This is a genomic window from Streptomyces sp. CB01373 (assembly GCF_002803075.1).
Taxonomy (GTDB): Bacteria; Actinomycetota; Actinomycetes; order Streptomycetales; family Streptomycetaceae; genus Streptomyces.
This window is the reverse complement of the sequence record NZ_NNBK01000007.1, coordinates 216,402-236,059: the sequence shown is the minus strand read 5'-3', so window position 1 is coordinate 236,059 and position 19,658 is coordinate 216,402. Positions and strand designations below refer to the sequence as shown.

Sequence of the window (19,658 nt, the reverse complement as noted above, 5' to 3'; positions counted from 1 at the left end):
CGTCGCCCTCCGGCCACCCGGCGTTGACACGCTTCCCGAGTGTTGGCCATGGCTTTCCCCGTCGATCTCCGCCGCTGCCAGGCCCTCGGCCTGGCCGGTACCGCCTTCCTCGCGCTGGGCGGTCAGACCGCCGGGGCCCTGCCTGTCGCGGATCTGGTCTCTCCCGAGTCCGGGCGCGCCGCGCTCGGACTCGTGGGCGTGTACTTCGGGGTCGTCCTGCTGATCGCCGCGTGGGCGCTGCTCGGCAGGGTGATCCGCGGCCCCGAGCCGCCAACGCCCCGGGCCCTGCTGCTCGTCCTGGCCGTATGGGCGGCACCGCTGCTGCTGGCGCCGCCGCTGTTCAGCCGTGACGTGTACAGCTATCTCGCGCAGGGCGCCATGGTCGACGCCCACCTCGACGTGTACACGCACGGGCCCGCACAACTCGGCGGGCCGCTCGCGGCCGAGGTGGCGCCGGTGTGGCGGGACACCGCGGCCCCGTACGGCCCGGTCTTCCTCGCCGTCGCCTCCGCCCTGTCCGGACTGACCCGCGGGGAACTGCCGGCGGGCCTGCTCGGCATGCGGCTGGTCGCCCTGCTCGGCGTGGCACTCATGGCCGTGGCGCTGCCGCGGCTCGCCCGCCAGTGCGGCGCCGACCCTGCCGCCGCGCTGTGGCTCGGCGCCCTCAACCCGCTGGTGCTGCTGCACCTGGTCGCCGGCGCCCACAACGACGCCATCATGCTGGGACTGCTCGGCATCGGTCTGCTCGCCGCCCGCGGCCGCCTGCACGTCCTCGGGGTCGCCCTGATCACGCTCGCCGCGCTGGTGAAGGCGCCGGCCGCGCTCGGCCTGCTGGCCGTGATCGCACTGCGCCGGCACACCGGACTGGCGCGCGCGATCGCGACGACCACCGCCGTCACCCTCGCCACCACGGTCGTGGCGACCGCCCTCACCGGCACGGGATACGGCTGGATCGCGGCCCTGCGGACACCCGTCTCCCCGCACAACTGGTCGCCCACCAGCCTCCTCGGCCGCGCCACGGGCGACGTCCTCGCACATCTGGGCAGCGGCCTCGCACCCCTCGCCACCCCCGTCTGGCACGCGGCCGGCCTGCTCGCGACCCTGGCCGCGGTGCTCTTCATATGGCTCCGGCTGCGTCCCGGCCCGATCTACGCGCTCGGCCTGAGCCTCGCCGCCGTGGCCGTTCTCGGCCCGGCGATCCGGCCCTGGTACGCGCTGTGGGGCCTGTTCCTCATCGCCGCCGCGGCCCCCAGCGCCTCCGTCCGCCACCGGGTGGCCGCCGCGACCGCCGTCCTCGCGCTCGCCGTACTGCCCAGCGGCGGCCCGCCGGACCTCGCCCAGGTGGCCCTCGCGGTCTCCGGAGGCGCGCTCGCCCTGGTCGTCCTGTGGCAGGCCCACCAGACGGCCCGGGCCCCGGTGCTCGGAGGGACCGCGTGAGACTGCCGCGTACCGACCTGGGACGGCTCGTCCTCGTCCTGTGCCTCGCCGTCGCCGTGACCGCCTTCACCGCCACCGTGCCGCTGCTGCGCGGCTGGTTCGACCTGCGCGTCTACTACGGTGCCGTGAACGACTGGGTGCACCACGGCGGCCGCATCTACGACTACCACCTGCCGGGGACCACCTTCGGTTTCACCTACCCGCCGTTCGCCGCGCTGAGCATGCTGCCGATGGCGCTCGTCGGCCCTAACACGGCGATCGCGGGCGCGCTGCTGCTCAACCTCGTCGCCGTCGCCGTCGTGCTGCGGATCCTCGCCGGCCGGAAACTGAACCGCCACGGCTGGTTCGGCTGGGCCCTGGCGGCCTGCGCCCTGGCGCTGCTCGAACCCGTGCGGGACACCATCAGCTTCGGGCAGGTCAACCTCCTGCTGCTGGCCCTCGTACTCACCGACGGATGGCTGCTGTCCACCGGGCGCGGCCGCTGGGCGGGAGCGGGCATCGGGCTCGCCGCGGCCGTCAAGCTCACGCCCGCGGTCTTCATCGTCCTGCTGCTGCTCGCCCGGCGCCGGCGGGCCGCCGCCGTCGCGACCGCCGTCACCACCGCCGCCACGGTCCTCGCGGCCTGGGCGGCACCGGACGCCTCCCGCTTCTACTGGACGCACGCCGTCTGGGACACCACCCGCGTCGGCCGCCTCGACTACGTCTCCAACCAGTCCCTCCAGGGCGTCCTCGCCCGCCTCGCGGCACCCGGCGAACCCAGCCGCGCCGCCTGGGCCCTGGCCGTCCTCCTCGTCCTGGCGGTGTGGGCGTGGCGCACGCACAAGGCGCTGCGCGCGGACGACTGGCGGGCCGCCTTCGCCCTCACGGGGCTGGTCTCGTGCCTGATCAGCCCGATCACCTGGGTGCACCATCTCGTCTGGCTGCTGCCGTCGTTCGCGGTGCTGGCGCACGCCCGCCGCCTGCGGATCGCGGCCGTCCTGTACGGGCTGCTGTGCAGCAGCGTGGTCTGGCTGTGGTTCGACGACGCCTCCGGACTCGGCGGTTTCCTCGGCAGCAACACATATGTGTGGATCACCCTGGGCCTGCTGCTGGCACTGCCGACCGGCCGGCCCTGCGTCGCGAGCCCGCCCCTCGCCGACGGTACCGGCGCGCCCGCACCCGGAGCCGTCGGTCGTACACCGACGGCGTCCTGACCCGCGCGGCGCGACGGCCGGGGCGGCGGCGAACCGGCCGTCCGGCCCGCTACACCGGGCGCTCCCTGTGGGCCGAGGGGTCGCGGTGCCGCCGGCGGGACCGGTCGATGTCGTGCGCGGTGACGATCCCGCCGAGCCGGCCGTCGTCCATGACCAGGATGGGCAGTCCGCCGCCCGCGGCGCCGAGGCGCTCCAGTACGGAGTTCAGCAGCTCGTCCGGTGCGGCGAGCGTGCACCGGGACAGCGGGGTCGCGAGGTCCCGCGCCCGCAGCCGCTCCCGCTGCCCGGGCGGCACGGCGGCCAGCCTGCGCATCTGCAGGAGACCGCTGGGACGGCCGTCGAAGTCCAGCAGCGGCACCACCGAGTGACCCGTCCGGGTGGCCACCTCGGACAGGAAGCTGCCCACGGTCAGCCAGTCGGGCCCGGTCACCACCGGAGTGGTCATCGTCTGCCCCACCCGCACGCCACGCAGGGCGGTGACCAGCTCCGCCCACCGCCGCTCGGTCGCGGCGGTACCGGCCACGAACAGGCCGATGGCCATCAGCCACAGGCCGCCGGTCGTGCCCCTCAGGAGCACCACCCACCCGGCGGCGGCCAGCGCCATGCCGATGACCTGTCCGCTGCGGCCGGCCGCCCGCTGGGCCCGCTCGCGGTCCCCCGTACGCCACCACACCGCGGCCTGGACCAGCCGGCCCCCGTCCAGGGGTGCGGCGGGCAGCAGGTTGAAGACACCCAGCAGCAGGTTCGTGCCGCCCAGCCACCCCAGTACGGCAATCGGAACCCGCCATCTCAGCGTCGCGTCCACGGCGGCCGCAAGGCCCAGCCAGACACCGCCGAGCAGCAGGCTGGCGACCGGGCCGCTGACGGCGACCCAGAACGCCGCACGCGCCGTCGTCGGCCGGTCCATCCGGGTCAGCCCACCGAGTGCCCACAGCGTGACGTCCCGTACGGAGATCCCCGCCCTGCGGGCCGTGAGCGCGTGTGCCACCTCGTGCACCACCAGGCTCACCAGCAACAGCGAAGCGCCTACCACCCCGCCGGCCGCGTACACCACCGGCGCCAGACCGGCCGCGTACCTGGGCAACGTCCAGACGGCCAGGCCATAAGCGAAGAAGAACATGACCAGCGGCACGCTCCAGTGCGCCTGGATCGCCAGTCCCCGGATGTTTCCGAGCCGGACAGAACCCTTCATTCCCATCACCGCCGACAGGTCACGCCCTGCTTCCAGGGTCCGCCACCGGCCGGTGAAAGGGAACATCCGGCTTCCGTCCGGCGAGGGGTGTGCCGCCTGTCGGACAGACGGCGCCCGGCCGCTTCGGCGCGCGGGCGCTACTCGGTGACGAAGTCGCCCATCATGGCCATGTCCTCGTGCTCCAGGTTGTGGCAGTGGAGCATGAAGGGGCCGGTGTAGTCGGTGAAGCGGACGACCACTTCCACGGCCTCGGCCGAACGCAGGGCCACGGTGTCCTTCCAGCCGTGGTCGTACGCCCCCGGGCCCCGATTGTTCCGCGAGACCACCTGGAAGTGGTCGAGGTGGAGATGGACCGGGTGGTGGAAGTTGGTGGTGAACCGCCACACCTCGGTCTGTCCCAGCTTGGGCCTGGCCAGAGCCCTCCCCGGCCGGTACTCCAGACCGTTGATGGTCCACCCGTCGACCGAGCCGCGGAAGTGGAAGTCCCGGGTGACCGTGGCCCGGCCGGGCTCCAGCGCGACCACCTCACTGAGCCTGTCCGGCACCGTCGTGTCGTCCCTCGGTGAGCCCGACCCCACGTCGAAGCGCATGACCTCGGCGGTCGTGCCGTCCCCGAAGCGGTTCAGCAGGCGCACCCGGGTGCCCGCGCGGTACCGGGAGAAGTCGGTGACGACGTCGAAGCGTTCTCCGGGCGCGATCTCCAACGCGTCGTGGCGCCGCGGCTCGGACAGCAGCCCGCCGTCGCCGCCGATCTGCACGAAGGCGTCACCGCCCGCCGGCTGGGGGTCCAGCTCCAGTTTGTATACGCGGGCGTTTGAGGCATTGAGGAAACGCAGGCGGTAGCGCAGCCGCTCCACCTCGTGCACCGGCCAGGGCGCGCCGTTGACCAGCACCACGTCGCCCAGCACGCCGTCCATGTAGGCATCGGTGACGCCTGGGGCGTGGAACTCCGGATCCAGCATGGGGTAGCGGAACGATCCGTCCTCCGCGAAGGACCGGTCCGCGATCATCAGCGGAATGTCACGCTCGCCGTTCGGCAGCGGCAGCCGATCCTCCTCGTCGTCGTGGACGAGATGGAACCCGGCCAGCCCCCTCCACACGCTCGCGCCGGTGTAGCCCATGCGGTGATCGTGGTACCAGAGCGTCGCCGCACGCTGCTTGAACGGGTAGGTGTGACTCCGCTCGCCCTCGGCCAGGTCCATCGCGCCGTGGTCCATGGCCATGCCGTGCCTGCCGCCGGCCATGTCCTGGGCGGCGCGGTGGGCGTCGTAGGAGCCGTCGGCGGGCAGGATGAGCGAGGTCGGGTAGCCGTCGCTCGCCGCAGGGGTGTGCCCGCCGTGCAGATGCACGACGACGGGCTGGTCCAGCTCGTTGCGGTGCCGGACCACGGCGCGCCGGCCGGAACGGGAGACGAGGGTCGGCCCTGGGAAGGTCCCGCCGTACGTCCAGGCCCTCGTTCTCAGACCGGGCAGGATCTCCAACTCGGCCACGCGCTGGGTGATCTCGTAGCTGTCCGTGGTGCCGCTGCCGGCGGCGGGCTCCAGCACCGGCGGTACGGGGAGGGGTACTTGATACGGCCGGGGCAGTTCCGCCGTGCTGCCGAGCAGGTGGCCGGGCCTGCCCGCGCCGAAGAAGGAGCGCAGCAGGGGCAGGCCCGCCAGTGTCACGGCTCCCGCGCCGAGGGCGGCGCCGCCCGCGCTCAGGACGGTACGTCGTCTCACGCGACCAACTCCGATGCGCGGTCCGGCGCTTCGGGGGAGTCACCGGGTGGCAGCGGGGTGCTCAGCACACGCTGGGTGAACATCGCGGAAGCCGCGACGATGAGCACCCCGAGCAGGACGTGGGCGGGCACGCTGTGCTTCACCCCGAGCACCACCTGGCCGAGCAGTGCGACCAGCAGCAGGAGAGAGAGTCCGAGGAACGACGACGGCCCGCCCGCCCGGCGCACCAGGAAGGCGGCCACGGCCATCAGCACCGCCACGCCCACGACACCGCGGGCCAGCATGCCGTGCATCTCCAGCATGTTGAAGTGTCCGCCCAGGAAGCCACCGGCCAGGGCGACTTGGGCGACGAGCAGTACGGCCTGGAGCAGGGCGACGATCCGGACGGCGAGCAGGGAACGACGTAAGGACATACGGAGACCTCAGCTCTGTCTCGATACAGGGGATGTGCGACATGGGAGTGGTGCACACTCGGACACAGTCGTAGAACCCGGGTCATCGAACCGTCTGAGGACTCAGCGGCGCAACCCCAATGGCGAGTCGTGAAGGATGGTGACTGTCACCAGACGGGACGCAGCGGCGGGATCGAGTCGCCGGCCAAGGCCCTGATGAGGGCGGCGAGTTCGGCCCGTGGCACCTGGAGCCCGGTCTCGTGGAGCCGCTTGGCCAGTTGCGCCTCCAGATCGTGCAGGATCCGCCCGGCCACGGCCAGGTGCTCGTGGGCCCTGGTGGTCAGCACGACGAGTTTCCGCCGACCGCCGGCAGGGTGTGGTTGCCGCTGGACGTACCCCCGTTCTTCGAGGTCGTCGATGATCTGTCCGGCGGCCTGCTTGGTGACCCCGAGCTGCTCGGCCAGCTCGCTGCTCGTGGCACCGGCACCCCGGAGCGCCTGGAAGACCAGACCGTGCACGGGGCGCAGGTCGGTGTGTCCGGCGGCGTCCACGCGGCTCACGAACTCGGAGAGGACCAGCTGGAAGGCCAGGCCGAGCAGGAAGGTGAGCTCGGTGCGCTCGAGTGGGTCGTGGGTCTCCATCGGCTCATCTTGACACACCTGTGTAAAGCCCCTTTACTCGATGTGAGTAAAGCTGGTTTACACAGGAGGTGCCATGTACGTGGTCAGTGAGACCGAGCAGCGGACGACCAGGACGCCTGCGGGATCGGTGTTCGGCCTGGCGGGTCCGAGCCAGGGCAGCAGCGAGGTCAGCACCTGGCGGGTGGAGCTGGGCGCCGCCTCGGCCACACCCGTTCACGTCATCGACCGTGAGCAGGTGTGGATGCCGTTGTCGGGGGAGTTCCTGGTGGAGGCCGACGGCAGGACCGAGCGGGCCGGGGCCGGTCAGGCGGTCGTCGTCCCGGCCGGCGTGGTGCGTCAGTTCAAGGCCGTGGGCGGTCCCGCGGAGGCGCTGGTCGCCATGGCCGTCGGCGGCAAGGCGATGCTGCCGGGCAGTGCGGACAGGATCCCACTGCCGTGGGCCGAGTGACCTCTCACCAGCTGATTCCGGCCGCCACCGGCAGGTGGTCGCTGCCGGTGGCCGGCAGCACCCAAGAGCTCTCCGGCTTCACGCCCCTGACCAGGATCTCGTCGATCCGCGCCACCGGGAACTTCGCCGGCCAGGTGAAGCCGAAACCGCCCCCGGCCGCGTCCTGGACCGACCGCAGCCGCGAGGTGATGCCGGCGAACGCGCGGTCGTCCATGGTGCCGTTCAGGTCGCCGAGCAGCACCACCCGCTCACTCGGATCGGCGGCGATGGCCTCGCCGAGCGCCTGCGCGCCCCTGTCCCGTGAGACCGTCCAGAAGCCTCCCCTGGGCATGACCCGTACGGATCCCAGGTGGGCGACATAGACCGTCAGTGGACCCTGGTCCGTGGCCACCGTGGTCCGCAGCGCCCGGTTGTAGGCCATCTTGACGTCGGCCGGCTTGGTGTCCCCCAGTGGCCCGTAGTCCGTCTTGATGTCGACCGGCCGGGTGTCCGACAGCGGCAGCTTGCTCCACAGCCCGACCGTGCCCTGCACCGTGTGGTACGGGTACGCCTTCGCCAGCCCCTTCTCGTACGCGTCCCGAGCCTGCTCGGTCAGCTCCTCCAGTGCCAGCACGTCCGCACCGGAGGCGGCCAGGTCGCGCGCGGTACCCGCCGGGTCGGGGTTGCCGGCGTCGACGTTGTGGCTCGCCACGGTGAGGTCGCCGCCCGGGTGGGACTTGTCGGTGAGCAGCCCGTCGAAGAGGTTCAGCCACACCGCCACCGGCAGCAGCAGCGCGGCCGCCGCGGCGGCGGAGCGGCGCCACAGCGCCCCGGCCAGCAGCACCGGGATGAACAGGCCGAACCACGGCAGGAAGGTCTCCACCAGGCTGCCGAGGTTCCCGATCCGGTTCGGGATCCTGGCGTGCAGCAGCATGAGCAGGCCCAGCAGCAGCGCCGACGCCGCGATCAGCGGGCCGCGCTTCCACGGCCCCGGCCACGCGTCGACGCGGAGCGCCCGGCGGATGACCGCGCGCCGGGTGCCGGGGCCGGTGTTCCGGCGGTCGGCGCCGCCCGGTCCGGTCTCCGCCGTGTCCGCGGTGTCCGCCTTGTTCAGGGTCTCGGCGCGTTCCTCGGCTTCGAACTGCTGCCGCGCACCCGCGAATTCTTGTATGGGTTCACTCACTGACCAAATGCCCTAATCGTGAAATATCGGAAGCTGAACGGTGATACGGAGTCCGCCCGCGGAGCGCGGGGTGATGGTGAGGGATCCGTCGTGCACTTCGGTGATCCTCTTGACGATCGCCAGGCCGAGGCCCACACCGGCGTGGTCGTCGCGTATGCGTGCGGTGCCGCGCTGAAACGGTTCGGTGAGTGTCGAGACCAACTCGGAGGAAAGCTTCTCGCCGCTGTTCTCGACAGTGAGCACCACGGTCTCGGCGCGGACGCCGGTCGTGACCCACACGGCGCCTTGTTCGGGCAGGTTGTGCACGATGGCGTTGTGCACAAGGTTCGTCGTCATCTGGAGCAGGAGCGCCTGCGACCCGAACGCCGGGGTGATGTCACCGGACGTGTCGAGGGTGATACCGCGCTTCTCGGCGAGCGGGAGAAGTGTCTCGGCGGCCTCCTCCATGAGCAAGGACAGGTCGACGGGCTCCCGGGTGAAGGCCCTCTGGTCGGCGCGGCTGAGCACGAGCAGCGCCTCGGTGAGGTCGATCGCCCGGGCGTTGACGGCGTGGAGGCGGTCGACGAGTTCGCCGGGGTCGTGCGGCGGATCGTTGCGGGCCACGTCGAGCAGTGCCTGCGAGATCGCGAGCGGGGTGCGCAGTTCGTGCGAGGCGTTGGCCGCGAATCTCCGCTGCTCGGCGACGTGTGCTTCGAGCCGTACGAGCATGGCGTCGAAGGCGTCGCCGAGCTCGCGGAACTCGTCCTTGCGGCCTTCCAGCCGGATCCGGTGGGAGAGTGACCCGTTCGCGGCCATGCGTGTGGCGTCCGTGATGCGGGTCAGCGGGGCGAGCATGCGGCCGGCGAGAATCCATCCTCCCAGGAGACCGAACACCAGCAGGAAGACCAGCCCCGCGCCCGCGATCGGCGCGAAGATGCGCAGGAAGTCGGAGCGCTTCAGCGGCCCGGCGGGGCTGGCTCCCATGTCGGGCATGAAACGCAGCAGGGACACCCACACGGCCACGAGCAAGAGGGCCCCGGCCAGCATGAGGAATCCGGCGTAGCTGAGCGTGAGTTTGAGGCGAACGCTCAATCCGGGCGCTCTATCCACGGTCTCCTCCCTCGGCTCCGGCCTCCGGTCGCGTGTCGATGCGGTAGCCGGCGCCCGGCACGGTGGCGATGATCCAGGGTTCGCCAAGACGCTTGCGCAGTGCCGATACGGTGATGCGCACCGCGTTGGTGAACGGGTCCGCGTTCTCGTCCCACGCGCGTTCCAGGAGTTCCTCGGCGCTGACGACACCGCCCTCGGCCGCGACGAGGACTTCGAGCACCGCGAACTGCTTCCTGGTCAGCGCGACATGGCGGCCGTGGCGGTGGACCTCCCGGCGGAACGGATCCAGCCGCAGACCCGCGATCTCCCGCACGGGCGGCCTGTTGTGTGCACGTCTGCGGTCGAGTGCTCTGAGCCTGAGCACGAGTTCCCGGAGGTCGAACGGCTTCGTGAGGTAGTCGTCGGCGCCGAGTTCGAACCCGGTGGCCTTGTCGTCGAGACGGTCGGCGGCGGTGAGCATGAGGATCGGCATGCCGCTGCCGGAGGCGACGATGCCTTTGGCGATCTCGTCACCGCTGGGTCCGGGGATGTCCCGGTCGAGGACGGCGATGTCGTAGGCGTTGACACTCAGCAGCTCCAGCGCCGTGTCGCCGTCACCTGCGATGTCCGCCGCGATCGCTTCCAGACGCAGGCCGTCGCGGATGGCCTCCGCCATATAGGTTTCGTCCTCGACGATCAGTACACGCATGCTGCGAGGCTACGAGGCGGCACATATCGTCGGCGTATCGAAAACCGTGTATGTGCCGGCAGGCACACCGTGACGATCCCTGAGCCGGCCAGTAGGAGTGCGGCCGTGCGGGACGACCACGCCGCAATCCAGCTCCGCGCAGCCGCGGTTGGCCCCCGCGTGGCCCGCCGCCCAGGACCGGCGGGCCGGCGCCCCGGAGGCGCCTTCGCGAGGTAAACGGAACGTACGCCTCCACCAGCCGGATCGGAAGTCCCGCGACGGTGTGCCCCCGCTCACACGGGGGCGGCGGACTCGCGGACCGCACGGCGTCACGAACGGCGGCGCGGGTGTGGAGCTCAGGGTCAGGACGTCTCTCGGGCCAGGGCGGCCAGAGTCTCGTAGTCCCAGGTGAGTGCGCCGGAGCGGAGGTCGGACGTGATCGTGTCGAGCCAGCCGAGCTCCGCGGTCAGTACGGTGCTGCGGTACTCGTCCTCCAGCATGGCGATCCGCGGCAGTGCCGCCTGCCGTGCCGCCTCGGCGGCGGTGCCCAGTTCGGCGAGCCGGGCACGCACCTGTGCGGCGCGAGCGGTCAGGTCGGCCTGTACCTCATGCGGCAGCAGCATCATGGTGAACGAGAGCGCGGCGGGGAACTCCGGGTACTCCGCTCGCGGGGCGGCCAGCATCTCCCGCAGCCATTCACGGGTTGCCGCGCGGCCCGCGCCGGTCACCTCGTAGACCGTGCGCTCGGGGTACTGCTGGTCCCGACTGGTCTCGCGCACCGCGATCAGTCCGGCGTCGAGCAGCCTGTCGATGGTCCGGTACAGGCTCGCCCGCTGGCTGACGTTGACGACCTGGTCCTTTCCCCACTGCTTGATCAGCCGCTGGATGCCGTACGGGTGCAGTGGCCGCAAGTGCAGCAGTGAGAGAACGGTCAGGCCGAGTGGGGAGCTGCGCATGCCTGGAGCCTAGCCGAATGATCTCAAGTGAACTAGTTGACATGATACTAGTTTCACTGCAACTATCAATTCCATGATGACGCCGACCCGGCTCGCGTCCGCCGAGCGCATCCACGCGGACCACGCCACCGTGAAGCACCTGGGCCACTGGACCGAGGCCACCGAGTTCGACGTGCACGCCCGCCACGCCAACGTCGTGCTGGACCTGCGCTCCCCGCACATCGGCTGGGACGAGCCGCTGACGACGGATCTGGAACTCGTCCGTGCCACGCTCACCCTGCTGCTGCCCGACGAGGTCTCCGTGGACAGCCGGGACCTCGCCTTCGCCCGCCGTGGCCGGGTGAAGGACGCGCAGCCCGGTGCCGGGCCGGCGCGGCTGCGGCTGGCCGGGGCGGTCAGTGACGGTGAGATCCGGATCCGCCGCGGCGGGAACGCCCAGCTCACCGCCATGTGCTCCCGCGCCTACCTGGACGACCTGCGCCGCGCCCACCGCGAGGGCGGCCTGCCCACCGTCGACGACCCCACCCGCGAGAGGACCCGTTGACATGACCCGCACCCGCACCGCCATCGTCGTGGGAGGCGGCATCGCCGGCCCGGTGGCAGCTCTCGCTCTGCACAGGGCCGGGATCGAGGCCGCCGTGTACGAGTCCCACTCCGCGACCGCCGACGGCATCGGCGGCGCCCTGAGCGTCGCCCCCAACGGCCGTGCCGCACTCGGCCTGGTCGGACTCGACCGGGTCGGCGTCCCGATGAACGCCATCGTGCTGCAGAACCACAAGGGCCGGGCCATCACCGAGATCCGCCGGCCCATGCGGTTCACCTGGCGCGCCGACCTCTACCGGCGGCTCTACGACCTGGCCCTGCACCAGGGTGTCCCGGCCCACCACGGCCACGAACTCGTCGACGTCCGCGACAGCGGCACCGGCATCAGGGCCGTCTTCGCCGACGGCACCGTCAGTGAGGAGGCCGACGTCCTGATCGGTGCGGACGGCCTGCGCTCCACTGTCCGCGGGCTGATCGACCCCCGGGCTCCTCAGCCGCGCTACAGCGGACTGCTCGGCTTCGGCGCCCGCGTCGACGGCGCCGGACTGCCGCCCACCGGCGACCGGATGTACATGGCCTTCGGCCGCCGGGCCTTCTTCGGGTACCAGACCTTCGACGACGGCAGCGGCGTCTGGTTCGCCAACCTCCCCCACCCCTACGCGACATGGCAGCAGGTGCGGCAGACCCCGAACGAGGAGTGGCTGCGCCGGCTGGGCGAGGCCTTCGCCGGTGACACCGTCCCCGCCCTGGACCTGCTGCGGCGCACCTCGCCCGAAGCCCTGGTCACCGCCGGGCCCATGGAGGACCTGCCGCACGTCCCGCACTGGCACCGCGGCCGGATGGTGCTGGTGGGCGACTCCGCCCACGCCACTTCTCCCAGCTCCGGCCAGGGCGCCTCACTCGCCGCGGAAAGTGCCGTGGAACTCGCTCGCGCGCTCCGGGACCTGCCGCGCTCCCAAGCCTTCGCCGCCTACGAGCGCGCCCGCCGCGCCCGGGTCGAGCGGGTCATCGCCGAGGCCGCTCGTACCAACAGCGGGAAGGCCGCCGGGCCTGTCGGCCGGGTGTTCCGCGACGCTCTCCTGCCGCTCTTCGCCCGCCTCGGCACCCCCGAGAAGATGGAATGGCAGTACGACCACCGGATCCACTGGGACACCGCCGTCGCCGCCTGAGAAACGGACCACACCGAGCGGAGCCGCACGCCCCCGGCAGTCATGAACTCGCCGGGGGCGCGTGCTGCCCGCGGGAGTGTCATGTCCCCGTTGTAGCCGTCGTGCGGACGGCGGGCGCGACGGGGGCGCCGTTCTTGCGTGCGGAGAACAGCGCGGCCTCGACGACCGCGACCGCCGCGTGGATGTCGGCCGCCGTGACCAGGGGAGTACGTCCGTAGCGGATGTCGTCGCAGAACTCGGTGAAGAGCCGGCGCAGCGCCGTCACCCCGGCGGGCCCGCCGATCTGGCGGGACACGCTGCCGCCGTCCGTCCCGCGCACGGAGACGGAGGGAGCGTCCTCGTCGGCGAGCGCGTGGCCGTGCGAGCCGAGCACCCGCAGGCTCGACGAGACCGGCGCCGGGCCGACACCGGCGGGTGTGCGGGCCACGGTGGCGGTCGCCACCACTCCGTTGCGCAGGCGGAGCGAGAGCACCGCCGCGTCCTCGACACCGTGGGTGCCGTGCGGACCGTCGAAGAGGGGAGCGTGGGGCGCGGCGCTGCTGAAGGCGACGACCTCCTCCACGTCCAGTCCGGTCAGGTGCCGGATCGCCAGCGCTGGATACCAGCCGAAGTTCATGAGTTCGCCGCCGCCGGACAGGGCGGGGTCGCAGACGAGTTCGGGGCGCTCGACCGTGGTTCCGTCGAGTCCGCCGGCCGCGAGCCACTCCGCGTCGACGGCCAGGGGCAGGCCGATCGCGCCGGAGTCCACGATGCGCCGGGCGCGGACGAGTTGCGGGGAGTACAGGCGGTGGACGGCGGTGAGCAGCCCGCGGGAGCGGTCGGCCGCGTCCCACAGGCGCTGTGCGCCGAGGGTGTCGGTGGCGGCGGGCTTGTCGACGATGACGTGGCGGCCGGCTTCGAGCGCTCTCAGTGCGAGTTCGACGTGGCGCGTGGGCTCGCTGCACACGAGGGCGATGTCGCAGGAGGCGAGACCCTGCTCCAGGTCGAGCAGCGCAATGCCCGTCGTCCGGGCGAGGGTGGCACTGTCCTCGGCGAAGGGGCTGTCGGCGGTGTCGGAGCAGCCGATCACTTCGATGCCGGGCAGGGACCGCAGCAGCGGCACGTAGTCACGGGCGTGCCGGACCCCGGACGCGATGAGGATCCTCATGTCAGCAGACCTCCTTGACGTCGACGGGGCGGCCCTCGTCCGCGCTGAGCTGTGCCGCCAGGGCGGCGGCCAGAGCGGCACGTATCTGGTGGGGAGCGGTCAGCGGGGCGGTCACGCCGTCGAGCACGTCGCGCAGATGCCTGGTCTGCTCCGTCATGGCGCCGTCGATCGAGGCGGGGGCGACCGGCGACGCGGAGTGCGCTCTCGGCTCGTCCTCGCTGCTGTGGTGCAGGGTGCCGGTCGTGCCGGACAGCACGAGCCGGCGGACGAACGTGCCGCGTTCCGCGAGGGCGTAACACAGTTCCACGGTGGCGAGGGCGCCGCCGGCGAAGCGTACGAGGATCTGGAAGCTGTCGGGGGTCGGCATCCCGGGCGCCCAGGTGCGGCAGGGGCGCGCGAAGACGCGGACCGGTTCGTCGTCCATGAGCCAGGTCAGCAGGTCGAGGGCGTGCACGCCGTTGTGGGCGACATGGCCTCCGGAACGGGACGGGTTCAGCTGCCAGCCCCGCCAGCCTCCGGGCCAGACGTGCCCGGTGTACCAGGTGAGGTGGGCCAGGCGCGGAGTGCCGATCGCGCGCTCGGCGACCGCCCGGGCGACTTCGAGGTGGACGGGCTGGAAGCGGGCTGTCTGGGCGACGAGCAGGGGCCGGCCCGCGGACCTCGCGGCGGCGAGGATCCGGTCGGCGTCGGCCACGTTCAGCGCGGCGGGCTTCTCCAGGAGGACCGCGCGGCCGGCTTCCAGCGCCGCCACGGAGAACTCCGCATGCGATTCGGGTGAGGTGCACACGGCGGTGACGTCGATGCCGTCCGACCACGCGCTCGCCGGGTCGGTGGACCACGTGGCTCCCTCGGCGAGGGCGGCCAGCGCGGCCGCCCGCTCGGGGTGCCGGTCGACGACGTGGGACAGGCGCATTCCCGGCACCTGCGCGAGCGCGGCGACGTGGTCACGGGCGATGGCACCGGCGCCGAGGACGGCCACGCGGTGGCCACCCGGCCGCCGCCCGGGGTCTCGCGGTTCCCTCTCTCCGGGCGGGGCCTCTCCGGGAACGGGGGCAGGGCGCACGCGCGGCTCCTCACACTCGACTCTTCGGGTTTCGAGTTCAGACGTCAGACATCTTATGTCTAGGGTCGGGATTTTCGGGAGGGGCGCCGTACGCCGGCCGTGGGTCACCCGTCAGGACCGGTCCGCGTCGCGTGCCCGACACGCAGTGCGGACGATGAGGTCATGCGCCCTCAGCCGACGGAAGACCTGTCGCCGTCCCTCCGCCGTGTCCGCCCGCACGGGCGGTACCCCGTCCCGGCCTCAGTCACTGTGACGTTCGCTCTCGCGGTCGGTGTGCTGACCGGATGCGGTCACAGCGGCGGCAGTGGTTCCAACGTCAGCCCGAGGCCGACTCCTCCCCACACGGCGTCGTTCTCGTCCCAGCCGCTGCCGTCGGCGCTGGCGTCCTCAGCTTCGGCGGCCATCTCCTCCGCCCGCGCCTCGGCGTCGGCGGCGGCCTCGTCCGCGTCCGTGCGTGCCTCGGAGTTCGAGGCGTCGGTGTCGGCCGAGACCGCCAGGCGGGCCGCGGTCGCCGAGAAGGAGCTCAAGGGTGTCCCGGGGCGCGGCAACGCGTTGTCGGAGGTGGGCCTGACCGGTGTGCCCAGGGCGCAGTCCGGGGGTGTGCCGGCTTCCCTGGTCACCATCACCAACAAGACGGACCGCAAGGCGTCCTACGCCGTGCAGGTCGACTTCGTGGACGCGCGGGGGCATGTGGTCGAGACCCGCTACACCGGGGCCGAGAACCTGGAACCCGGCAAGCGTCAGCAGCCCATCGTGTTCAGCCGGAAACCAGCAGAGCCCAAACTGACCGCCCGGCTGGCCAAGGCCCAGCGCTACTGAGCGGCTCGACAAGGGCACCGGCCCGATTGACATCGCCGCCCTGCTCCGCGCCTGGCCGCGGGCCGCCTGAACCGCGGGGCTGCCCAGCCCGCTTCCCTGGGGCTGCCGACACCGGGTCGGGCAGCGGCGGTTCAACGTACGGCGAGTCCGGTCTAGCCGGCGGCTTCGGGCTGGGCCCCCGCCTTGGAAGCCGGGGCCGTCTCGGACTCCGGCGTGTGGGGAGCGGTGTAGAAGACGGACGTGCCCTGCTTGCTGCGCTGAGCCTGGCTCCGGGCGACAAGGTTTTCGAGGGTGGTGCGCACGACGTTGGTCTTGATGCCGCGGTCGGGGTGCGCCTCGCCGAGCGTCGTGGCGACCTCGGCGGCGGAGCGCGGTTCACTCTGCTCGGTCAGATGACGGCGGACGAGGTCGGCCAGCGTAGGCTGCGCCTTCTTCGTGGCAACGTCCTTCCCGGCCGCGGGAGTTTTGGCGGAGCGCCCCTTGGCCTTGGCCGTGGGCTGATCCGCAGCCGCCTTCTTCGCCTTCCCACGAGGCTCAGCGGTGGCCTTCCCGCCGGGCTCGGCGGTGGCCTTCCTGCGAGATCCGGCGGTGGCCTTCTTCCGTGGGGAGGGCACGGTGGCGCTTTCGGCGGTCGCGGGTTCAGGGGCCGTCCCCGCGACACCGAGTGCCTGCCGCATGTTCACCAGCACGGTGTGGTCGTGCTGAAGAGCGGCCAACTGCTGCTGCAATGCGGCGATCTCCGCCGTGATGCGTTCCTGCTCCTTGACGTTCTGCTCCAGGTCGCCGGTCACCTGGCTGATGTACTGCGACGTCAACTCGGTGGCGGTAGCTGTGTTGTGGGGCACTCTTCTCTCCTTGCTCCGGGCCGGTCGAAGCCTGCGTCCCCATGGCAGCGAGTCAGGTGGCAGGTGCTCCGGCTGCGGGTGTCTGGCCCAGTGATGATACGGGTGGTTATACCTGTCTCTGGGCAACTACTTCGGTCAGTATGCGCCCAACCCGCCGCACCCCGTGTGACGGATCCCGCACCGCGCCGCGTGCGGAGGGGCTGACCCGCGCCCTCGCCAAGGCCGATGGTGGAGGCATGAACGATCACCGCACGGCACCCGGCGAGGTACGCCGTTTCTGGCGCCGGCTCGGTCTACCCGGCCTGATCGACGTCCACACGCACTTCATGCCCGAGCGTGTCCTGCACAAGGTCTGGGACTACTTCGACGCGCAGGGACCGCTGACCGGCGGGCTCGAGTGGCCGATCACCTACCGCGAGGAGGAGACGCAGCGCACCGCCGTCCTCCGGGAGTTCGGCGTCCGGGCCTTCACCGCGATGCTCTACCCGCACAAGCCCGGCATGGCCCCGTGGCTGAACGGCTGGGCCGCCGACTTCGCCCGCCGCACCCCCGACTGCCTGCACACCGCCACTCTCTTCCCCGAGCCGGGCGTCGAGACGTACGTCCACGAGGCAATCGAGGCCGGCGCGCGCGTGTTCAAGGCCCATGTACAGGTGGGAGCGTACGACCCGGCCGACGAACTCCTCGATCGCGCCTGGGGATTGCTCGCCGAGGCACGGATCCCCGTGGTGATCCACTGCGGCTCGGGGCCCGCACCGGGCAAGCACACCGGCCCCGAGCCGGTCGCGCGGGTGCTGGCACGGCACCCGGAACTGCGTCTGATCGTCGCGCACATGGGGATGCCCGAGTACGAGGAGTTCCTGGACCTCGCCGAGCGGTACGGGCAGGTGCGGCTGGACACGACGATGGCGTTCACCGACTTCACCGAGGGATTCATGCCGTTCCCGCGCCGGGCCCTGCCCCGGCTCGAAGCGCTCGGCGACCGCGTCCTGCTCGGCACCGACTTCCCCAACATCCCCTATCCCTACATCCATCAGCTCGACGCCCTGGAACGGCTGGGGCTCGGACAGGAGTGGCTGCGGGCCGTGTGCCACGACAACGCGGCGGAACTGTTCGGGCTGTGACCCGCGAGCCGGGGGGAGTTTTCGAGCCCGTACCCGTGCGGTGGCGTCCGCCAGGGCCGAACAGCCTGATTTCGGGGCCGCCGGACCCCTGCGCGAGCCGGCCGGCCGTGACGATGATCAAGCACATGGGGAGAAGGGAACGCCACAAGTGATCGCTGTTGTCGGCCACGCCGATCTCACCGCGCCGACGCTGGCTCTGCTGGAGGAGGAACTGCGTTCCCGTCTGGCCGCGTTCGCCCAGGCGGGAACCTCCGGGTTGGTGCGCGCCGGGAAGGGGCTGCCGGTGGTGGTCGGGCGGGCCGCCCGGAAGGCGGGACTGGCCCTCGTGACCGTCCTGCCGTCCTGCAACGGGGTACCCGCGCACGTCGCCGAGCCGGACCGGAAGGCGGCCGGAGAACTCCTGCTGCTGTCCGAGCAGGTGCGGCTGGTGGAGTACGACCCCGGTGACCGCACCTCGTGCGTGACGGCCGACGAGGGACTGCTGCGCTCGTGCGCGCGGGTGCTGGCCGTCTGGGACGGCTCCCCTTCCTCGGGGAGGGACGCGACGGCGCACCTGGTGGCCTATGCCCGCAGCCACGGTGTCGACGTCGAGGTGCTCTGGCCGCCGGGGGCGGAGCACGAGACGACCTCCAAGGGATAGCCACGCCTGCGGCGCCTCACATGCGTCGACTCCGACACCTTCCTTTCGACCGGCGAGTAGTACAACCAACACGACTCCTCGACCGGAGCCGAGCCGAGCCCGCAGGACACCGCACCGTAGGCTTCTCCCGCCCACGTGGTTCCGCGGGGAAGGGAGTCCATGAACGTCGGCATACAGCGCGGCGCGATCGCCGCCGTACAGGTCCTCGGCCTCGCCGTCTGGTTCTCCATGTCGGCGGTGGTTCCCACACTGCGCGGCGAGTGGGGGCTCGACTCCTCGGACGCCGTATGGCTGACCGCGTCGGTCCAGCTCGGGTTCGTCACCGGCGCGCTCACGTCGGCGGCCCTCACCCTCGCCGACCGCCTTCCACCCCAGCGCCTTCTCGCCGGCGGCGCCGCCGCTGCCGCCGTGTGCACCGTGCTCCTGGCCGTGTCGGTCGACCGGCTCGCCACAGCCGTTCCACTTCGCTTCGTGACCGGTGTGTGCCTGGCCGGTGTGTACCCGGTCGGCATGAAACTCATGGCTTCCTGGGCGCACGGCGCCGCACGCGGCAGGTCCATGGGTGTGCTCATCGCCGCCCTGACGCTCGGATCGACCCTTCCGCACCTCATCGCCGGCGTCGGGTCACTGCCCTGGCGAGGCGTTCTCCTGGTCGCGTCCGCCGCCGGACTCCTGGCCTCCTGCATCGCGCTGGCCTTCATCCGCGTCGGCCCCCACGCCGCCCCGGCCGCGCCCGCCCGCAACCCCCGCTACGCCCTCACCATGTTCACCCAGCGCGGCCCCCGCTCCGCCAACCTCGGCTACTTCGGGCACATGTGGGAGCTCTACGCCCTGTGGACCTGGATCCCCGCCTACCTCGCCGCCACGGACAGCGCCCGTCACCTTCCCGGCTCTGTCGAGGTCACCGTGTTCCTCACCATGGGGATCGGCGGTGTCGTCGGCTGTCTGCTCGGCGGCTGGGGCGCCGACCGCTACGGCCGCCCTCCCGCCGCCATCGCGGCCCTGGTCACCAGTGGTCTGTGCTGTCTGCTCTCACCACTGCTCCTCCACTCCCCGCCGGCGCTCGTGATCGCGTTCTGCGTGGTGTGGGGCGCCGCCGTGATCGCCGACTCCGGAGTGTTCTCCACCGCCCTCAGCGAGGTCGCCGACTCCCGCTACATCGGAACGGCCCTCACGGCCCAGACCGCGATCGGGTTCGCCCTCACGGTCGTCAGCATCCAGCTGACCCCCCTCCTCGCGGACGCCGTCGGCTGGCGCTACGCGTTCCTCCTCCTGGCTCCCGGACCCTTGGCGGGCGCCCTCGCCATGCGCGCCCTGAGAACCGGAACCGGCTCCGCCGAGCCTGCGGGGCGAGGGCGTACCGCACTCCGGCACTGACCGCTCCGTCCGGGCGACCGGGGACTTCGCGGA

At 71.9% G+C, this 19,658-nt stretch carries 21 protein-coding genes; 9 read left to right on the top strand and 12 right to left on the bottom strand.

Features of this window, described 5'->3' with window-relative positions:
* Positions 1-48 precede the first annotated feature (48 nt).
* Both mptB and CG719_RS13260 read left to right on the top strand, forming a co-directional pair.
* Positions 49-1,437 (top strand): polyprenol phosphomannose-dependent alpha 1,6 mannosyltransferase MptB, encoded by a 1,389-nt coding sequence (gene mptB, locus CG719_RS13265; protein WP_100568786.1) that lies wholly within the window; start codon positions 49-51, stop codon positions 1,435-1,437.
* Entirely contained in the window at positions 1,434-2,630 is a 1,197-nt protein-coding gene (locus CG719_RS13260; RefSeq protein WP_100568785.1) for a glycosyltransferase 87 family protein, read from the top strand. The genes mptB and CG719_RS13260 overlap by 4 nt, the downstream gene beginning before the upstream one ends.
* Before the next feature lie 49 nt (positions 2,631-2,679).
* Here the strand turns inward: CG719_RS13260 and CG719_RS13255 are convergent, their stop codons facing one another.
* The 4 genes from CG719_RS13255 to CG719_RS13240 all read right to left on the bottom strand — a co-directional run bounded on the left by CG719_RS13255 (position 2,680) and on the right by CG719_RS13240 (position 6,576).
* Positions 2,680-3,822: a site-2 protease family protein gene (locus CG719_RS13255; protein ID WP_100568876.1), complete on the bottom strand. Its 1,143-nt coding sequence runs from the start codon at positions 3,820-3,822 to the stop codon at positions 2,680-2,682.
* Positions 3,823-3,959: 137 nt separating this feature from the next.
* Positions 3,960-5,543 (bottom strand): multicopper oxidase family protein, encoded by a 1,584-nt coding sequence (locus CG719_RS13250; RefSeq protein WP_234375552.1) that lies wholly within the window; start codon positions 5,541-5,543, stop codon positions 3,960-3,962.
* Positions 5,540-5,956, bottom strand: a complete 417-nt coding sequence (locus CG719_RS13245; RefSeq protein WP_100568784.1) for a hypothetical protein — start codon at positions 5,954-5,956, stop codon at positions 5,540-5,542. Before CG719_RS13245 ends, CG719_RS13250 begins: the two co-directional genes overlap by 4 nt.
* A gap of 146 nt (positions 5,957-6,102) precedes the next feature.
* Positions 6,103-6,576, bottom strand: a complete 474-nt coding sequence (locus tag CG719_RS13240) for a MarR family winged helix-turn-helix transcriptional regulator (RefSeq protein WP_100568783.1) — start codon at positions 6,574-6,576, stop codon at positions 6,103-6,105.
* Between the two features lie 73 nt (positions 6,577-6,649).
* Here CG719_RS13240 and CG719_RS13235 point away from each other — a divergent pair, with 73 nt between their 5' ends.
* Entirely contained in the window at positions 6,650-7,024 is a 375-nt protein-coding gene (locus CG719_RS13235; protein WP_100568782.1) for a cupin domain-containing protein, read from the top strand.
* A gap of 4 nt (positions 7,025-7,028) precedes the next feature.
* Here CG719_RS13235 and CG719_RS13230 read toward each other — a convergent pair whose 3' ends face one another.
* The 4 genes from CG719_RS13230 to CG719_RS13215 all read right to left on the bottom strand — a co-directional run bounded on the left by CG719_RS13230 (position 7,029) and on the right by CG719_RS13215 (position 10,898).
* Entirely contained in the window at positions 7,029-8,186 is a 1,158-nt protein-coding gene (locus CG719_RS13230; protein WP_442802722.1) for an endonuclease/exonuclease/phosphatase family protein, read from the bottom strand.
* Positions 8,187-8,198: 12 nt separating this feature from the next.
* On the bottom strand, positions 8,199-9,275 hold the full coding sequence (locus CG719_RS13225) for a sensor histidine kinase (protein ID WP_100568781.1): 1,077 nt from the start codon (positions 9,273-9,275) through the stop codon (positions 8,199-8,201).
* Positions 9,268-9,963: a response regulator transcription factor gene (locus CG719_RS13220; RefSeq protein ID WP_100568780.1), complete on the bottom strand. Its 696-nt coding sequence runs from the start codon at positions 9,961-9,963 to the stop codon at positions 9,268-9,270. Before CG719_RS13220 ends, CG719_RS13225 begins: the two co-directional genes overlap by 8 nt.
* Before the next feature lie 341 nt (positions 9,964-10,304).
* Positions 10,305-10,898 (bottom strand): PadR family transcriptional regulator, encoded by a 594-nt coding sequence (locus tag CG719_RS13215; protein ID WP_100568779.1) that lies wholly within the window; start codon positions 10,896-10,898, stop codon positions 10,305-10,307.
* Positions 10,899-10,971: 73 nt separating this feature from the next.
* Here CG719_RS13215 and CG719_RS13210 point away from each other — a divergent pair, with 73 nt between their 5' ends.
* Together CG719_RS13210 and CG719_RS13205 are read left to right on the top strand one after the other, a co-directional pair.
* Positions 10,972-11,442, top strand: a complete 471-nt coding sequence (locus CG719_RS13210; RefSeq protein WP_234375551.1) for a hypothetical protein — start codon at positions 10,972-10,974, stop codon at positions 11,440-11,442.
* Position 11,443: 1 nt separating this feature from the next.
* Positions 11,444-12,610 carry an FAD-dependent oxidoreductase gene (locus CG719_RS13205; protein ID WP_100568778.1) on the top strand — a complete coding sequence of 389 codons (1,167 nt, stop codon included), beginning with the start codon at positions 11,444-11,446 and terminating at the stop codon, positions 12,608-12,610.
* A 79-nt stretch (positions 12,611-12,689) separates the two neighbouring features.
* Here CG719_RS13205 and CG719_RS13200 read toward each other — a convergent pair whose 3' ends face one another.
* From CG719_RS13200 to CG719_RS37525, 3 genes are all read right to left on the bottom strand, one after another.
* The gene (locus CG719_RS13200; RefSeq protein ID WP_100568777.1) at positions 12,690-13,757 is read right to left on the bottom strand and encodes a Gfo/Idh/MocA family protein; all 1,068 of its coding nucleotides are present in this window, start codon (positions 13,755-13,757) and stop codon (positions 12,690-12,692) included.
* A 1-nt stretch (position 13,758) separates the two neighbouring features.
* Entirely contained in the window at positions 13,759-14,736 is a 978-nt protein-coding gene (locus CG719_RS13195; protein ID WP_234375550.1) for a Gfo/Idh/MocA family protein, read from the bottom strand.
* Positions 14,737-15,110: 374 nt separating this feature from the next.
* Positions 15,111-15,347, bottom strand: coding sequence for a hypothetical protein (locus tag CG719_RS37525; protein ID WP_376496450.1), 237 nt, complete (start codon positions 15,345-15,347; stop codon positions 15,111-15,113).
* Positions 15,348-15,420: 73 nt separating this feature from the next.
* Between CG719_RS37525 and CG719_RS37520 the strand changes: the two genes are divergently transcribed.
* Entirely contained in the window at positions 15,421-15,639 is a 219-nt protein-coding gene (locus CG719_RS37520) for an FxLYD domain-containing protein (RefSeq protein ID WP_442802721.1), read from the top strand.
* Between the two features lie 152 nt (positions 15,640-15,791).
* Here CG719_RS37520 and CG719_RS13185 read toward each other — a convergent pair whose 3' ends face one another.
* A complete protein-coding gene (locus tag CG719_RS13185; protein WP_100568775.1) occupies positions 15,792-16,484 on the bottom strand; it encodes a hypothetical protein in 693 nt (230 codons plus the stop codon).
* 236 nt (positions 16,485-16,720) lie between these two features.
* On the opposite strand from CG719_RS13185, the gene CG719_RS13180 reads away from it, so the two are divergent.
* From CG719_RS13180 to CG719_RS13170, 3 genes are all read left to right on the top strand, one after another.
* Positions 16,721-17,608 carry an amidohydrolase family protein gene (locus tag CG719_RS13180; RefSeq protein ID WP_100568774.1) on the top strand — a complete coding sequence of 296 codons (888 nt, stop codon included), beginning with the start codon at positions 16,721-16,723 and terminating at the stop codon, positions 17,606-17,608.
* 148 nt (positions 17,609-17,756) lie between these two features.
* Entirely contained in the window at positions 17,757-18,248 is a 492-nt protein-coding gene (locus CG719_RS13175; protein WP_100568773.1) for a hypothetical protein, read from the top strand.
* A gap of 159 nt (positions 18,249-18,407) precedes the next feature.
* Positions 18,408-19,625 (top strand): MFS transporter, encoded by a 1,218-nt coding sequence (locus CG719_RS13170; RefSeq protein ID WP_100568772.1) that lies wholly within the window; start codon positions 18,408-18,410, stop codon positions 19,623-19,625.
* Positions 19,626-19,658: the final 33 nt, after the last annotated feature.

Bases quoted from the DNA above. Each gene is read 5' to 3' on its own strand.
- mptB (WP_100568786.1), top strand. From the start codon at position 49: ATGGCTTTCCCCGTCGATCTCCGCCGCTGCCAGGCCCTCGGCCTGGCC.
- CG719_RS13255 (WP_100568876.1), bottom strand. From the start codon at position 3,822: ATGAAGGGTTCTGTCCGGCTCGGAAACATCCGGGGACTGGCGATCCAG.
- CG719_RS13245 (WP_100568784.1), bottom strand. From the start codon at position 5,956: ATGTCCTTACGTCGTTCCCTGCTCGCCGTCCGGATCGTCGCCCTGCTC.
- CG719_RS13240 (WP_100568783.1), bottom strand. From the start codon at position 6,576: ATGGAGACCCACGACCCACTCGAGCGCACCGAGCTCACCTTCCTGCTC.
- CG719_RS13235 (WP_100568782.1), top strand. From the start codon at position 6,650: ATGTACGTGGTCAGTGAGACCGAGCAGCGGACGACCAGGACGCCTGCG.
- CG719_RS13220 (WP_100568780.1), bottom strand. From the start codon at position 9,963: ATGCGTGTACTGATCGTCGAGGACGAAACCTATATGGCGGAGGCCATC.
- CG719_RS13215 (WP_100568779.1), bottom strand. From the start codon at position 10,898: ATGCGCAGCTCCCCACTCGGCCTGACCGTTCTCTCACTGCTGCACTTG.
- CG719_RS13210 (WP_234375551.1), top strand. From the start codon at position 10,972: ATGATGACGCCGACCCGGCTCGCGTCCGCCGAGCGCATCCACGCGGAC.
- CG719_RS13205 (WP_100568778.1), top strand. From the start codon at position 11,444: ATGACCCGCACCCGCACCGCCATCGTCGTGGGAGGCGGCATCGCCGGC.
- CG719_RS13200 (WP_100568777.1), bottom strand. From the start codon at position 13,757: ATGAGGATCCTCATCGCGTCCGGGGTCCGGCACGCCCGTGACTACGTG.
- CG719_RS13180 (WP_100568774.1), top strand. From the start codon at position 16,721: ATGAACGATCACCGCACGGCACCCGGCGAGGTACGCCGTTTCTGGCGC.
- CG719_RS13170 (WP_100568772.1), top strand. From the start codon at position 18,408: ATGAACGTCGGCATACAGCGCGGCGCGATCGCCGCCGTACAGGTCCTC.